Source organism: Nocardia carnea, from assembly GCF_029868855.1.
Taxonomy (GTDB): domain Bacteria; phylum Actinomycetota; class Actinomycetes; order Mycobacteriales; family Mycobacteriaceae; genus Nocardia; species Nocardia carnea_A.
In genome coordinates this window covers 23,853-38,002 of record NZ_JARWOV010000209.1, presented here as the reverse complement: position 1 = coordinate 38,002, position 14,150 = coordinate 23,853, and the positions used below count along the sequence as shown (strand labels likewise).

Genomic DNA, 14,150 nt, shown 5'->3' with positions numbered 1-14,150 from the left:
ACAGCAATGAAGCACGCACCTGTATTTCCCAAAGGTCGTGATCTGGATACCACCGCCACTGTTCTGCATTCGTGGCTGGCGGCACGGCACGAGGTCACCGCCGTCGAAATCGACGATCCGGCCTACCCGCAGGGTGCCGGGGTGTCCAACGAGACCGTTTTCGTCCGGGTGCACTCCGCGCGCGGGATCGAGCAACTCGTGCTGCGAGTGGCGCCGGCGGCCGAGTACCAGATGTTTCTCGACCCGAAGTTCCGTATGCAGCATCAGATTCTCGTGGCCCTGCGGCAACACAGTGACGTGCGGGTCGCGGAACCGTTGTGGCTGGAGGAGGATCCGTCGGTGCTCGGCCGGCCGTTCTATCTGATGCGGCGGGTCACCGGCTCGGTGCCGGTGAGTATGCCCGTGTACAACCTGTCCGGGTTCCTCGCGGACGCCACCCCGGGGCAGCGGCGGACGCTGTGGGAAGACGCGATGGGCCAACTCGCCGCGATCCATCGGGTTCCCGTCGACATCGTCGGTTTCGTCGACCGGCCCGAATACGGGGCCTCGGGCAACCAGCAGCAACTCGCCTATTGGAGCGCCCACGCACACTGGACGCTCGAGGAGAACATTCCGGAGACGGTCCACACTCTGCTGCAGTGGCTCACCGACAATCAGCCGGCCGACTCCGTACCGGGACTGTCCTGGGGCGACGCCCGCATCGGCAACATCGTGTTCGCTCCGGACTTCCGCGTCTCCGCGGTCATGGACTGGGAGCAGGCGTCGATGGCCGGCCCGGTCGCCGACCTCGCCTGGTGGCTGGTGTTCGACGAAGCACACAGCACCGGCCTGGGTGTCCCCCGGCTCGACGGGCTCGGAACACGGGACGAGACGATCGACCTGTGGCAGGACCTGACCGGACTGCGTGCCGACGATCTGCGGTGGCACGAGGTGTTCGCCTGCCTCAAAGCGGGTCTGCTCAGCCTCCGTACCCGCCGTGTCCTCCGGCTGCCGCCGGTCGACACCGGCACCCGGCGGTACTCCTTCCTGCGGCACGCCTGCGAGCTGGTGGGGATTCCCGAACCACAGGAGGGCTTGTGACGACACCGGCCGAGCCCGCACCGTTCGACGAAGCGGTCGTACTGTCACCCGAATGGCTGGCCGCCGTGCTGGAATCCGGCTGTCCCGGCGTCGTTCCGACGGCGACCGAGGTGGTTGAGCGGATCGAGACGGTGGCCACCAAACTGCGTTTCCGCGTCACCTACGCGCATCAGGCCGGCGCTCCCCCGGCACTGTGCGCCAAGGGTTATTTCAACCCGCAGCACCGCCGCGGTTCGCGGGCCGAAGCGGATTTCTACCGGGACTTCGCCCACGATCTTCCGGTGCGCACCCCGCCGTGCGTGCACGCCGCCGTGGACGAGGACACCGGACACGCGCTGGTTCTCATGCACGACCTGGTGGCGGCGGGCGCCCGGTTCCTCGACCCCCTGGTCGGCTACGGCGCCACCCAGGCCGCGGAAACCCTCGATCAGCTCGCCGCCCTGCACGCGGCGACCTGGGACGGCAAGCGACCGGAGGCGAGCGGGTTGTTTCCACCACGTCTGGCTTCACTGGCGGGGCATATGACCGTCGAGAAGCTCCAACCGCTCCTGGACGACGGCCGGGCGGCCGGCATCCCATCCGATGTGCGGCGCGCGGACCGGCTGCTGGCGGCGATGGCGGCCATGGACACCCTGGGCAGCTCTTCCGCGCGGTGCCTGGTCCACGGCGACCTGCACGCCGGCAATATCTACGAAATGCCCGACGGAAGCCCGGGTCTCATCGACTGGCAGGTGGTACAGAGCGGCCACTGGGCCCAAGATATCGCCTACCATCTGGCGACCGTCCTGCACCCGGACGAGCTCGCCCGATCCGAACGCGAACTGCTCGAGCACTATCTGCACCGGCTGGCCGCACACGGGGTCGAACCGCCGGATCGAGAACAGGCCTGGTGGCTGTATCGAGCACATCTGCCGTACGGGCTGTACCTGTGGTCGATGACCCGCGCGGTCGACCGGCCGATCATCGAGCACCTCACCGGACGACTCGGCACGGCGGTCGCGCGGCACAAAAGCCTCGATCTCCTCGAGGTCTGAATACGACGCGGAGTTCCGGGCGCCGAAATCTGTTCGGTCCCCCGGAACGCCGCCCGGATCAGTTCGTGGCCAGACTCTGCCGGATCTTGTATTTCTGCACCTTGCCACTGGGGCTGCGCGGGAAATCGTCGACCACATGGACCTCCTGCGGCCACTTCTGTTTCGCCAGCCCCGCGTCGGCGAAGTAGGCGCACAGATCCTCGAGCGACGGCGCGGTCGTACCGGGTTGCAGCCGTAGTACTGCCGCGACGTGTTCGCCCAGTCGCGCGTCCGGCGCCGCGACCGCGACCGCTTCGGTCACCCCGGGCACGGTCAGCAACACTTCCTCGACCTCGAGCGCGCTGATGTTCTCCCCGCCGCGGATGATCAGGTCCGTGGTGCGGTCGGTGATGGTGAGGTAGCCGTCGGCGTCGAGGGTTCCGATATCGCCGGTGTGGTACCAGCCGTCGTCGTCGAACGCTGCCGCGGTCAAGGCGTCGTCGAGGTATCCGAGGCACAGATCCGGGCCGCGGCTGAGGATCTCGCCGTCTTCGGTCAACCGGAGTTCGACACCGGGTTGCGGAGCGCCGTCGGTGTAGAGCCGTTTGGATCGAGGCGCGTTCCAATGGGAGGCGGTCATCGACGGGTGTTCGGTGCTGCCGTAGGACCGGTAGACGGTCAGGCCCAGGCCGGTCAGCCGCTCGGCCACCGGCGCGGCGACCGGCGCGCCGCCCATACCGAGGTATTTCAGCCGGGCCAGGTGGTCCCGGGTGCAGTCCGGATGGTCGATGAGGCTGGTGACGTAGTACGGCACACCACCGCCCAGGCTGACGCCATGGGCGGTCATCACCTCCAGGATGCGTCCGGGATTCCAGACATCGGTGAGGTCGATGGAGACACCCTCGAGGACCGGGACGAGCAGAGCCGAGAGCATACCGATGAAATGGCCGATGGGCGCGGCGTTGATCAACGGTCCCAGATCGTCCGGAAAGCGCTTCGCCATCAGCCGGGTCTCGCAACCGAGCGTCTGATGGCTGTGGACCACCCCCTTGGGCACCCTGGTCGTGCCGGAGGTGAAGGCGATCACCGCGGGGCCGGCCGGATCCACCTGTGTCACACCGGAAAAGGGTTCGTCGGCGAGCAAGGCGTCGAACCGGTAGCGAGGGTCGCTCCCGCCGACAACACCCACGGTCGGTACATCCGCGTAGACCGCGGGGTCGTACACCAGGCTCCCGAACCGTTCGGCGCCGAAGAATGCCTTGGGCCGCACCGTCTCCACGATATGGCCGACTTCCCGCGAACCGTAACTGTGCACGATCGGCACCACGACAGTGCCCAGGAGCGAGGCGGCCCAGAACGCGGCCGCGGCCTCCATCCAGTTGGGTAGCTGGAGCGCGACGACATCTCCGGGCTCCACACCGCGGTCCCGCAGGCCCGTGGCCAACCGGCGCGCTACCAGCTCGACATCCCGGAAGGTGCCCGCGTAGGGCCGGATATCCGAATGAACACGGAAGGTGCTGTCCGGAGCGGAGGCGAGACCGCGGGCCAGTAGATCGCCCAGGCTGTCGCGGGTCCACCACCCTTGCTCTTCATACCGTCCGGCGAGGTCTGGGGGAATTGTGCGCATGGTGAACTCCAACCACCCGGCACGCGTACGCCGGTGTAGTGCGGCGGCGTTGCCGGAGAACAGGGCCGTCGGAAGCCGGAGGTGTCCGGCCACGAGCGCGAAACGCGACTCTACCCCAGAGTAGAATCACATTCTCATTTTCGTGGGAGATTTCGAGTTTTCGCCGAATCGGCTGCCACTCCGGTCGGTGCCACCCATGCCAACTCACGGCAATACGTTTGCCACCGGATCGGCCGGTCGCCGACCATGACCCCACTGTGTGACCGGCATCACCGAGGCCACGAGGAACCCGATCGGTTTCCTCGCTCGCAGGTGCGATTCCGACTCGTTCGCACCGCACCGGTCGGCGAAACGCAACAGCCGGACCCGGCGGCCGACCTCGACCACCCCGCCCACACATCGGAGTACGTGGATGCCCGCACAGGCCGATCGAGATGAGGAACCCCCTGATGAAACGCACCACCCTGTTTCGCGCGCCCGCTGCCCTCGGCCGCACCGGAACCAGTGTCGCCGCACTGACCGCCGCCTTCGGCCTGCTCACCACCGCCACCGGGAACGCCGACGCCTTCGTCCCACTGCCCGACGGCACCGAAAGCGGCCCCGGCCTCACCATCACCCGCACCGGCGAAAGCGCGCTCGTCTCCCCCTCCATGGCCGCCAACGGCGCCGGGCGGGTCACCTGGGTGTCCGGCACCGTCACCGCCGATGTCACCCACACCCCCGTTGTCACCGAACCGGGGCCCTACAGCACTCCGGAGAACATGCCCGGTACCAACAACTCTTCCACCCACGGCGTATCCCAGGTCAATACCGGCTACATCGTCGGCTGCCAGGTCAGCATCGGCGACCGCGCGTTCTCACTCGGCGCGAGCGCCAGCGTCTCCACCACACAGATCGGTGTCAGCGGCTCCGCCGGGATCCAAATCGGTCCGGGGGAGGTCAGATTCGTACAGATCGGCATCAAGGATATTCCCGCCCCGGGCATCTACACCCTCGGTTACCGGGACTACGAAATGGAGATCCAAGGCTGCGGCGGCTATGCCCAGGCCCGCTCCTACACCGTCGTCGAGATCATCGGGGACCACTACTCCAAGACCACCCTCTACGGCGCGCCGTTCAGCATCGGCTGACCCGCTCACCAGCACACCTGCACGGGCCGACGACCACCAGAACGACGAGGTTCACCGACAATGACCGACACCGCACAATCCCTGCGCACCCTCTTCGCCGCGGCCGGCAGCACCCTGCTCGCCACCGCCACATTGGCATTTCTGCCGACGACGGCACACGCCGACACCTTCGTTCCGCTGCCTGGCGGGCAGATCACCGAAACCCTGGGCGACGGCACCACCGTCACCGTCCGGCTCACCGGCGAATCCGCCGTCATCAGCCCATCGCTGGGTTCGACACCCCTGCATCGCAACGCCTGGGTTTCCGCGAGCGCCGGCGCCGAAGCCTCCCAGCCGCCCCGGAGCATGTCCATCCGCCCCGGCTACGTCGTGGGCTGCCAGGTCAATATCGCCGGCGGCGGTGTCAATGCGGGGGCCGGCGCCTCCCAGCGTGCCGGTAGCGACACCCCCGACCTGTCCACCAGCACCGGCGGCAATCTCACCCTCGGACCCGGCCAGGCCAAGAAGTACTACCTGCTCGATGTCGAAGCCCCCGACGCCTTCGGCGACGAAAGCCACCGCCCCTTCAACCGGGTCAAATCCCCCACCGGCAGCGTCACCTGGAAGAACAGCACCATCAGCCTCGCCGGCTGCGCCGGTTACGCGCAAGCTCGCGCATTCGTCCAGGTGGATGTCGAAACGTCGAAAGCCAAAGAGATCGTGACCCTCTGGGGTCAACCCTTCGGACTCGGCTGAACGCCTGCAGCACCCGAGCAGCCGGGATGTCCTGTGGAGGCGTTCATCCCGGCTGCTCGACCCTGCCGGTCGGCACCTGACCGCACCGATACAGGGATCGACATGTTCGCGCGGCTCACCAGCCGGCGTCGGTCTCGGCGACTACCGCCATCAGCCGGGGCGGGCAGTATCCCTGCCCGTGGCGCCCCACTCGAGCCGGTGCACCTATGCGCTGTATCCACCGTCGATCCTCAGCACTGCGCCGGTGACGTAGGATGCCTGCGGACCGGCGAGAAAGACGACGCCCGCGGCGATCTCCTCCGGCCTGCCGTAACGGCCCATCGCGGTTGCCGGAAGGAATGTGGATGCGGCCGGGCCATCGGCGGGGTTCATCTCGGTGTCGACGAACCCGGGCTGGATGATGTTGACCGTGATGCCCCGGTGCGCCACATCGCGGGCTGCGCCGCGGCTGTAGCCCTCGAGGGCGGACTTGGACCCCGCGTAGTCGGCCATCCCGGGGAAGCCCACTCGCGTTCCCACGCCCGAGCTGATACTGACGATCCGCCCGCCGTCCGGCAGCAGCGGGATCGCGGCCCGGATGGCCGCCACCACGCTGGTGTAGTTGATGGCGAGCTGGCGGTCGAGGGCAGAGACGTCGGCGAGCTCGCTGTCGATCGGGCCGGTGACCGAGGCGGCCGCGTTGTTGACCAGAATGTCGAATTTTCCGAAATGCTCCACCACGCGCCGCACCAGACCCGCAGCCTGTTCGGCATCGGCCTGGTCGGCCCGGAACGCCTCCGCACGTACACCCTTGGCGCGTAGGTCGGTGAGCACGGCCTCGGCCCGATCCGCCGAGGACGAGTAGCTGATCGCGACGTCGGCGCCCTCGTCGGCCAGCGCCAGCGCTGATGCCGCCCCGATCCCCCGCGAACCGCCGGTCACGATCGCGACCTTGTTGTCCAGCTTTCCCATGCGCTTCCCGCTTCCTGGTAGGTCCGATCTTCCGCGGAGTTTTTGACCGCACGGTCCACAATAACCATAGTGGACCACGCGGTCAAAAATACGTAACCTGGATTGCATGGCACGCCCGCGATCGTTCGATGAGAAGCAGGTGCTGACCGCCGTCCGTGATCAGTTCTGGGACGCCGGTTACGCTGCGACCTCGCTGGAAGACCTGATGCGGGTCAGCGGGCTCGGCAAAGGCAGCCTCTATGCAGCGTTCGGGGACAAGCATCGGCTCTTCCTCCAGGCGCTGCGCGGCTACACGGACGCCGGCCATGATCGCCTCCGGAAAGCACTCACCGAGACTCCACGGGCACTGGATGCACTTCGCATGCTCCTCGTGGCGCCGACCGACGCCGATACGCGGCGTGGCTGCCTGATGGCCAACAGCACCTACGAGCTCGGTCATGCCGATCCGGACGTTCTCGCCCACGCCCGCCGCACCTACGAGACATCCACTGCACTGATCGGCGACTGCGTCGCCCGCGCGCAACGCGAGGGCGACGTGGCGGCCGAGGCGGATCCGATCGCACTGGCACGGGCCCTCCTGGCCGCGCAACAAGGGCTCGTGTTCATGGGCCGGACCGGGTTGGACACCGCCACGCTCGCCGCCACGGCACGATCCCTCGCGGCCCAACTCCTGCCCGATCGCCCCGGCGGCTGAACCGATAGGCGCGAATTCCACCCTTCACCCCGCCCACCGGCCGATCCTGTCCTCCCTCACCCCGGTGGCCGATTCCGCCCCGCACGAATGCCTTCGTTCCCGCGAGATGGTCGAATGTTCTACGCCGGCCGGTCGGTCCGAACACCGGTACTGCGTTGCGCATGCGGCCGCTATGACGATTCGGCCGCCAGCGTCCTCGGTGCCCGCGGCCGGGAACCGACCGGCCGGACAGCGTCCATCCCCGGCCGCGGCCTGCGCACCTTCACGACTCCGGTCGATCGCCGCACCACCAGATGCGCGGTCAAGGAGACGATCGCATGGTTATCCATCGGCTCGCCGCTCATCGCGCGCTGTAGTTGTTCGAAGGCGGTGGTACCCATTGCGCGCATCGGGGTGCCGACCGTGGTCAGCGGCGGCGTGCAGAAATCGGCCCCGACCACATTCCCGAATCCGATGACGCTCATCTCGTCCGGCACCCTGATACCGGCTTCCTTCACACCGTGCAGTATTCCGATCGCCACGAGATCGTTGAATACCAGCACAGCGGAGGGCAGGTCGCGTCGCAGCTCGTCGACGGCCGCGGTACCGCCTGCCATGGTCGGCGGGTACGGCCCGACCCGGCACACCTTCAGCCCGAACCGGGGGGCCGCGTCGAGCAGCGAACGCCACCGCATACCCTCGGCCCAGGACGCCGGCGGGCCGCCGACGTAGGTCACCGAGCGGTGGCCGAGTCCGGCCAGATGCCGCAGGGCCGCGTCGACCCCGGCCGCGGTATCGACCAGCACGGTGCGCGTCCCGGGCACGATTCGATTGAGCATGACCAATGCCCGATGACCGGCGGCCGCCCGCATACCTCGATCGGACAGCCGTGAACCGGTTACCACCAGGCCGTCGACGGCAGGCAGAATGCGGTCCAGCACCGTTCGTTCCTGCCTCATCGACCATCGCGTATCGGCCAGGACCACCGTGTACCCGGCGCTCGTCGCGGCGGCCTCGAAGCCGTGGATGAGACCGAAGTAGACCGGATTCGTGACGTCCGGCACCACCATGGCCACCGCGGAAGTCCGTTCTCTCGCCGATACTCCGGTGAGGGCGTTCGCTCGGTACCCCAGGTCTGCGGCGATCCGATGGATACGCGATGCGGTCTCGGCACTGACGCGTCCCGGCCGGGAGAACGCACGCGAGACCGTCGAGGGGGAAACTCCCGCCGCGGCCGCGACATCGTAGATGGTCGGTGGGCGCACTGCTCCAACTCCTAACCACGGACTCCGGCTCGGTCGCCGGATCACTTGCCGGCCCGCTACAAATTGGGACCTTCTCAGCCGATCGCGAGCCGGCACGCGGCAGTTCCACAGGGCCACGATGCCGCGCCCGAGTGATGTGCTGCGAGCTCGAAATCGTTGCAGCCGACCAGAGCTGGGGGAATTGTGCACATGGGGAACTCCAACCGCCCGGCACGTATTCGCCGGTGTCATACGGCGGCGGTGCCGGAGAACAGTGTCGTCGGAAGCCGGGCGGGCCCCGGCCACGAGCGCGCAATGCGGCTCTACCAAAGAGTAGAATTACATTCTGATTTATGGAGGCGGTTTCGTCTTATTCGTACAACCGGCACGCGGATCACGAGGTTGTCGCGACTACCCCGTCCTCGTGAACCATCCAATGCACGAAGCGGTGCAGGGGATACATGGCATCGTGCGGGTTGCCGACCGTGCTGGGCCCCGCCTCCCCGAGACGGACGATGCGCTGCGCGCCCCCGGCCGCGAGTCGATCGCGGAAATCCGGCATCCGGTCGAAAGGAAAGAATCCGACGGTCTGGGTGGCGACGGTGACATAGCGAATCGCCTCGTCGAGCGATGCCACCGAGACCACGTTCACGGTCTTGCCGACCGGATGGAAATCGACCGGGGCGCCGGAGCGGATCACCACGCCCGTACCGTCCGTTGCGCCCCATACCCGGAACTCGTCGTCGAGCAGCACGAGAGTGCGGATCTCCTCCTTCAACTCGGCGCCCAACGGACGGTTGTCGCCGGACGCGGTCGCACGTTCGGCGATCCGCCGGTACAGCCGGTCGCAGAATCGGTCCGCGTCCCGCTCGTTCGCCTCCAGGAAGACGAACCTGCTCGCGACACAAGCATCCTGGTTCAGCACCATGACGTCCTCGGCGGCGAGCCCGGCGGCGTGCTCGAGCGTCGCCTCGGTTTCGAAGGCTTGCCGGCCGACCATCGAAATCGACGTTTTCGGATCGAACGACACCAACTGCAATCCCGGGCCGAGATATCTGACGACATTGTCGATGGCATCGCCACCGCCCCACGCAACGATCTTGTCGAAATATTGCGGGCGGAAGAGGACCCGCTCGACAGCCGCGTCCCCACCACGCCAGTAGACGGCCGACATCGACCGCACCACGGGGTGATCCGGATCGATATCCGCCATGGCGCGCAGGATGGCCACCGTCGTGAACGGATCACTGGACGACATCTTGAACAGGTTGATCGCTTTGACCAGCGCGCCCTGGGCGATGGATTTCACCGCCTGACCGGGGGAATTCCCGGGCAGCACGTGGATCAACCGGGGCGCGAAGGCCCGGACGAAGCTTTTGCGACCGAGGAAATCCCGTTTGGGGATCCATCCGTCGAGCGCTTTCGGGTCGGGAAAGTTCTGCTCGACAACCGCATGCAGCACCCGCTTGTCGAGGTAGGCGGCAGCGCCGGTGACCTGCGCTTCGAGTAGCGCACGGGGCAAGGTGTGGGTCGCAGACATACGCTCGATACAGTCGCGGACGAAGGGGTTGTGCGGGTCGCGGATCCGCCGTCCGGCCTCCACCAGGAAGTCGATGATCTCGTCCAGCGGTACGTCGAGCAGCGGGGGAACCATACTGCGGGGAGGGACCGCCCGGTCCAAGGCGAGCTCGGGCGTCGCGAAGGATACGCCCAGATCCCGTGACCGGTGTACGGCGGCGGCGCCTTCGACCACCTCGCCGCGGAAGATGAACGGTGCGGACAGCACCGCGCCGGCGGCCTGCTGCGATTCGATGGCGGTCATACCAGTCCCCGTACGTAGGCGTCGGCGGTGCCGGCGCACGCGATCTTGTCGTCGCCGGCCATATCTGCGTAGCGGACGATGGAGTCGGCGATCGACGGCCCCTTGTTGCCGCAGGCGCACGGCCGGTAATCGACGACGATCCGGTCTCCGGTGATGATTCCGCCCCAGCGTCCGTCGAGTGAAAGGTCGAAGAAGGCGGCTCGCCCTTCCACTTCTCCCGCGCCGCGGGACAACAGGTTTTCGCCGGCGTCGTCGAGGACGAAGGGCACCACCCATGGCGGGACGTGATAGCGGTTCCCGCCCCGGCACTTCGGCATTCCGGAATTGAGCTCCTGCATGGAGTAGTTCTGGAATTCGCGGCCGGGCGGAATGTTGAATGTTTCGTACACGAATTGCCGGTAGTCGGAGGGTAGTTGGGCCCGTTTCAGGCCGCCGCCCACGTAGATGCAGTTGTCGGGATGGAAATCGGCGGCACTGCACCCGCGCTCCCGGACCAGCGCCGCGACCTGGTACAGGGTGCTCCACATACCCGAGACATAGAGCTTTTCCGCGCGGTGTTCGATCATCGCGTCGGCGCCGGCGATCAGCGCTCGGTCGAGTTCGGCCTGGCGTTGCGCCGATGTCCGCTCGTACGCGGCCAGCTCGTCCGGCAACGCGGTGCCGTCGGTGATCTTGCGACGTAACCGCACCTGCCCGATCATCGCCTCGACCGTGAGAGGCGATACCGGCAAGCGGAAGATTTCCTTCTCCGGATCGCCGTACGCCGCTTGCTGCGCTTTGCCGATCACGATGTTCTTGGGCACAGCGGCTGTCAGGCCGAGCCCCATCATTCGCCTGTCCCGGGCCGGTGGGACCCCGGAGCCCCAGGCGAAGAGATTGACGGTGTCGCGACGCGACCAGGCCATATCGGCCTCGGAAGCGAGCAGCATGGCGGGTTTCCCGGTTGTCCCGCTCGAACAGGACACCGAGTGACCCGCCTCGTGCAGCCGCTGGATCCACTCATCGATGCCGGGGATATCCGCCGTCTCGATCGTCGTGATTGCATGCGAGGAGAGAGTGCCCAGCCATGTGCCGAGCCGGTCCCACCGGTGCTCGGTCAAGAAACTCTCCGGGTAGCTCTTGTAGACCGAATGCGGAAACAACAGCGCGACCGCATCTTCGAACCGGCCGACCTCGGTGATGCCTGCTTCGCCCGCGCGGTGTTTCAGTAGTCCGATGCGCTCCCGCCGCTGCTGGAACCGCTCGTTCAGTGCCGCGATCTGCACGTCGTGCAACTCGGCGGCGGAGTGATCGAACCGGTTCGGATCATCGGCGAGCTCGGTCAGTCGTTCTATGGCCGGAATCATGGGCCACCCCTTCGAGAATCACGTATCCCCCGCGATTAATAGCACCTGCCAGGTGTCATTAATGTAGCACCCCGCTCGACACCCATGACCCGAATGCGATGAACTGACATCCGTGGAGACGACGAGCGAAGGACGCGAGCGGCCGCGGGGAGCCGGCCGTCCGACACAGGAACAAGCCCGTGCGCGACAGCAAGAACTGCTGGACACGGCATTGGACCTGTTCCTCGAACGGGGCTACGACCAGACCACGATCGAGCTCATCGCCACCCAAGTCCATATGGCCAAGCGCACCGTCTATGCCCGCTACACCGACAAGGCCGCCTTGTTCCTCGCCGCCGTCCGGCGCGCGGTCGAAGCACAGGCCGTCCCGCGAGAAGTTCTGGAGAGCTTGGACAACGGCGATCTGGCCGAGACGCTGGGGGCGGTCGCGCGCCTGCGGATCGATCAGGCCATGACCCCCAACGGCCGCCGGCTGCACCGGATCCTCGCCCTGGAGAACGTGCGCTTCCCCGAGATCTTCACCCTCAGCAACACCTTGAACACCGGCCCGGTCGTCGCATTCGTCGCCGAGGTATTGGACCGCGCGGCGGCCGCCGGACAGATCACCACCACCGATACCGATCTCGCCGCGCGCGCGTTCATGAGCATGGTCGTCGGCACCCAGGTCCGCAGTATCGAAGCGGGCCGCGCGCCGAGTGCCGGACAACTCGAACAGCGCGTGCTGTTCATGGTGCGTCTGCTACTCGACGGCCTGCGGCCGCGCTGAACCGCCTACCGGCACAGCCGTTCGGAGAGCTCCCACAACTCCGCGGCCCGATCGGCGTCCACCGCATAGCCCGCGACAGCGGGCTCGGCCGCACAGTCCGCGAAGTACACGCCGGCGAGACCGAGCGGCTCCGGGTGCACGGCCGCCCACACCTGGGTCGCCGCACCTTCCTGCGGTGTGAGAATGCCCGGATCGGGATCGGACCGGCGGGGCGGACCCGCCCGCTCGACCGGCATCGCGGCAACATCGTCTCGGGTCATATGGCGGGCCAGCCGGGTGGCGACCCGGCCGGGATGCACCGCGCAGACGCGAATTCCGTCATCGCGTAGCCGCCGGTCGAGTTCGACGGCGTGCAGGATATTCGCGGTCTTGGAGGCGCCGTAGGCACGGAACTTGTCGTAGTCCCGTTTCTCCCAGTGCAGATCGTCCAGGTCGACGTCGGCGATCCGATACCCCTCCGAGGCGAGGTTGACGATTCTGGCTCCCTCGGCCGCACGCAACCGGTCGAGGAGTAATCGGGTGAGTTCGAAGTGGCCCAGATGGTTCGTGCCGATCTGCAGTTCGAACCCGTCGGCGGTGCGGGCGAACGGCGTGAACATCACTCCGGCGTTGTTCATGAGCACGTGGACCACCGGTGCGAGTTCGGCAATGCGTGCGGCGGCGACCCGGATTCCGTCCAGCGAGGCCAGATCCAGGACGACGGTGGACAGCCGCGCCGAGGGTATCTCCCGGCGAATATCGTCAGCGGCTGCCCCGAGGACGTCATCGCGCCTGGCAGTCAGGATGACGTGGGCACCGGCGCCGGCGAGGGCGCGAGCGGATTCCCGGCCGAGCCCGGCGGAGGCCCCGGTGATCACGCAGGTGCGGCCGGTCAGGTCCGATCCGGAAACGATCTCCGCGGCGGTGGGCCGCGCACCGGGCCCCGCGCTGTCGGTCGTGGGCGGAATCGTCATCGGCACTCCGATCCAGGTGGTGCGGGAATACATACCGCGCCGGCGAAGCGGAACGGCCTCGTAAATAAGTATACTTTTACGGATATTATATCCCTGCCGGACGATAGGCTGCCCCCATGGTGGAGACGAGACGCGGCCGCCCCACACAGGCCGAGGCCAAGAAGCTGAACCAGGCAGTCCGCGAGGCCGCGGTCGCCACGTTCCTGGAGTCCGGCTACGACGGCGCGACGATGGAGGCCATCGCCCGGAAGGCCGGGATCACGAAACGTTCACTGTACGCGCGCTACCCGGACAAACGCTCCGTGTTCGCCGATGTCATACCGTGGGCACTGTCGAAATACGTCTCACCCGGCGACGATCCCGCCGTCGACGAGAAGGACCTGGAGACAGCGCTGCTCGAGATCGGGCAGGTGGCCCTCGACCGCGCACTCGACCCGGAGAATGTCCGGCTGATGCGGATCGCGATGAACGAATCGGCGAGGTTTCCGGAATTCGCGATCAGCACGGATTCGATGATGTGGTCCGGACGGCAACGGGCGGTTGTGCAGGTACTGCGTCGCGGCACCGCCGAGGGCACTGTCGATGTCGAAGATATCGAACTGGCCGCCGAACAGTTCCTCGCGATGGTGGAGCTGGTTCCCGGCCGGATGGCCGATTTCGGCCTGTTCCGGTCGAAGCAACAGGAGGAACGCCATCTCCGGCATGCCGTTCGACTGTTCCTCCGCGGTGCGACGCCCCGCTGAAACATCACCCGAAAACGATCACTCCCGCACCGTCCGGGCCCTATACTAAAAGTATACGACTCCGGAT

At 66.9% G+C, this 14,150-nt stretch carries 13 protein-coding genes; 7 read left to right on the top strand and 6 right to left on the bottom strand.

Translation table 11 applies throughout. The features are described 5' to 3' along the window. Positions 1 to 6 precede the first annotated feature (6 nt). The gene (locus tag QH195_RS20050; RefSeq protein ID WP_280436551.1) at positions 7 to 1,080 is read left to right on the top strand and encodes a phosphotransferase family protein; all 1,074 of its coding nucleotides are present in this window, start codon (positions 7 to 9) and stop codon (positions 1,078 to 1,080) included. Continuing rightward, positions 1,077 to 2,114: a phosphotransferase gene (locus QH195_RS20045; RefSeq protein ID WP_280436550.1), complete on the top strand. Its 1,038-nt coding sequence runs from the start codon at positions 1,077 to 1,079 to the stop codon at positions 2,112 to 2,114. The genes QH195_RS20050 and QH195_RS20045 overlap by 4 nt, the downstream gene beginning before the upstream one ends. 58 nt (positions 2,115 to 2,172) lie before the next feature. On the opposite strand, the gene QH195_RS20040 is transcribed toward QH195_RS20045, so the two are convergent. Continuing rightward, positions 2,173 to 3,720: an AMP-binding protein gene (locus QH195_RS20040; RefSeq protein WP_280436549.1), complete on the bottom strand. Its 1,548-nt coding sequence runs from the start codon at positions 3,718 to 3,720 to the stop codon at positions 2,173 to 2,175. A gap of 449 nt (positions 3,721 to 4,169) precedes the next feature. Between QH195_RS20040 and QH195_RS20035 the strand changes: the two genes are divergently transcribed. Together QH195_RS20035 and QH195_RS20030 are read left to right on the top strand one after the other, a co-directional pair. Next, positions 4,170 to 4,850, top strand: coding sequence for an MspA family porin (locus QH195_RS20035; RefSeq protein ID WP_280424297.1), 681 nt, complete (start codon positions 4,170 to 4,172; stop codon positions 4,848 to 4,850). Positions 4,851 to 4,910: 60 nt separating this feature from the next. After that, a complete protein-coding gene (locus QH195_RS20030; protein ID WP_280424296.1) occupies positions 4,911 to 5,585 on the top strand; it encodes an MspA family porin in 675 nt (224 codons plus the stop codon). A 204-nt stretch (positions 5,586 to 5,789) separates the two neighbouring features. On the opposite strand, the gene QH195_RS20025 is transcribed toward QH195_RS20030, so the two are convergent. After that, positions 5,790 to 6,536 carry an SDR family NAD(P)-dependent oxidoreductase gene (locus tag QH195_RS20025; RefSeq protein ID WP_280424295.1) on the bottom strand — a complete coding sequence of 249 codons (747 nt, stop codon included), beginning with the start codon at positions 6,534 to 6,536 and terminating at the stop codon, positions 5,790 to 5,792. A gap of 106 nt (positions 6,537 to 6,642) precedes the next feature. Here QH195_RS20025 and QH195_RS20020 point away from each other — a divergent pair, with 106 nt between their 5' ends. Further along, the gene (locus QH195_RS20020; protein WP_280436548.1) at positions 6,643 to 7,230 is read left to right on the top strand and encodes a TetR/AcrR family transcriptional regulator; all 588 of its coding nucleotides are present in this window, start codon (positions 6,643 to 6,645) and stop codon (positions 7,228 to 7,230) included. Positions 7,231 to 7,400: 170 nt separating this feature from the next. Here the strand turns inward: QH195_RS20020 and QH195_RS20015 are convergent, their stop codons facing one another. The 3 genes from QH195_RS20015 to QH195_RS20005 all read right to left on the bottom strand — a co-directional run bounded on the left by QH195_RS20015 (position 7,401) and on the right by QH195_RS20005 (position 11,621). Continuing rightward, positions 7,401 to 8,474 (bottom strand): LacI family DNA-binding transcriptional regulator, encoded by a 1,074-nt coding sequence (locus QH195_RS20015; RefSeq protein WP_280436547.1) that lies wholly within the window; start codon positions 8,472 to 8,474, stop codon positions 7,401 to 7,403. Between the two features lie 373 nt (positions 8,475 to 8,847). After that, on the bottom strand, positions 8,848 to 10,275 hold the full coding sequence (locus QH195_RS20010; protein ID WP_280436546.1) for an acyl-CoA reductase: 1,428 nt from the start codon (positions 10,273 to 10,275) through the stop codon (positions 8,848 to 8,850). Then, positions 10,272 to 11,621 (bottom strand): hypothetical protein, encoded by a 1,350-nt coding sequence (locus QH195_RS20005; RefSeq protein WP_280436545.1) that lies wholly within the window; start codon positions 11,619 to 11,621, stop codon positions 10,272 to 10,274. The genes QH195_RS20010 and QH195_RS20005 overlap by 4 nt, the downstream gene beginning before the upstream one ends. Positions 11,622 to 11,733: 112 nt before the next feature. On the opposite strand from QH195_RS20005, the gene QH195_RS20000 reads away from it, so the two are divergent. Further along, entirely contained in the window at positions 11,734 to 12,387 is a 654-nt protein-coding gene (locus QH195_RS20000; protein ID WP_280436544.1) for a TetR/AcrR family transcriptional regulator, read from the top strand. Positions 12,388 to 12,392: 5 nt separating this feature from the next. Here QH195_RS20000 and QH195_RS19995 read toward each other — a convergent pair whose 3' ends face one another. Next, complete coding sequence (locus QH195_RS19995) at positions 12,393 to 13,340, bottom strand: SDR family NAD(P)-dependent oxidoreductase (RefSeq protein WP_280436543.1); 948 nt, start codon at positions 13,338 to 13,340, stop codon at positions 12,393 to 12,395. Positions 13,341 to 13,456: 116 nt separating this feature from the next. On the opposite strand from QH195_RS19995, the gene QH195_RS19990 reads away from it, so the two are divergent. Further along, entirely contained in the window at positions 13,457 to 14,083 is a 627-nt protein-coding gene (locus QH195_RS19990) for a TetR/AcrR family transcriptional regulator (protein ID WP_280436542.1), read from the top strand. Positions 14,084 to 14,150: the final 67 nt, after the last annotated feature.

Excerpts from the sequence above, each read along its gene's own strand:
- QH195_RS20050 (WP_280436551.1), top strand. The coding sequence starts at position 7 with ATGAAGCACGCACCTGTATTTCCCAAAGGTCGTGATCTGGATACCACC.
- QH195_RS20040 (WP_280436549.1), bottom strand. The coding sequence starts at position 3,720 with ATGCGCACAATTCCCCCAGACCTCGCCGGACGGTATGAAGAGCAAGGG.
- QH195_RS20035 (WP_280424297.1), top strand. The coding sequence starts at position 4,170 with ATGAAACGCACCACCCTGTTTCGCGCGCCCGCTGCCCTCGGCCGCACC.
- QH195_RS20030 (WP_280424296.1), top strand. The coding sequence starts at position 4,911 with ATGACCGACACCGCACAATCCCTGCGCACCCTCTTCGCCGCGGCCGGC.
- QH195_RS20025 (WP_280424295.1), bottom strand. The coding sequence starts at position 6,536 with ATGGGAAAGCTGGACAACAAGGTCGCGATCGTGACCGGCGGTTCGCGG.
- QH195_RS20020 (WP_280436548.1), top strand. The coding sequence starts at position 6,643 with ATGGCACGCCCGCGATCGTTCGATGAGAAGCAGGTGCTGACCGCCGTC.
- QH195_RS20010 (WP_280436546.1), bottom strand. The coding sequence starts at position 10,275 with ATGACCGCCATCGAATCGCAGCAGGCCGCCGGCGCGGTGCTGTCCGCA.
- QH195_RS20005 (WP_280436545.1), bottom strand. The coding sequence starts at position 11,621 with ATGATTCCGGCCATAGAACGACTGACCGAGCTCGCCGATGATCCGAAC.
- QH195_RS19995 (WP_280436543.1), bottom strand. The coding sequence starts at position 13,340 with ATGACGATTCCGCCCACGACCGACAGCGCGGGGCCCGGTGCGCGGCCC.
- QH195_RS19990 (WP_280436542.1), top strand. The coding sequence starts at position 13,457 with ATGGTGGAGACGAGACGCGGCCGCCCCACACAGGCCGAGGCCAAGAAG.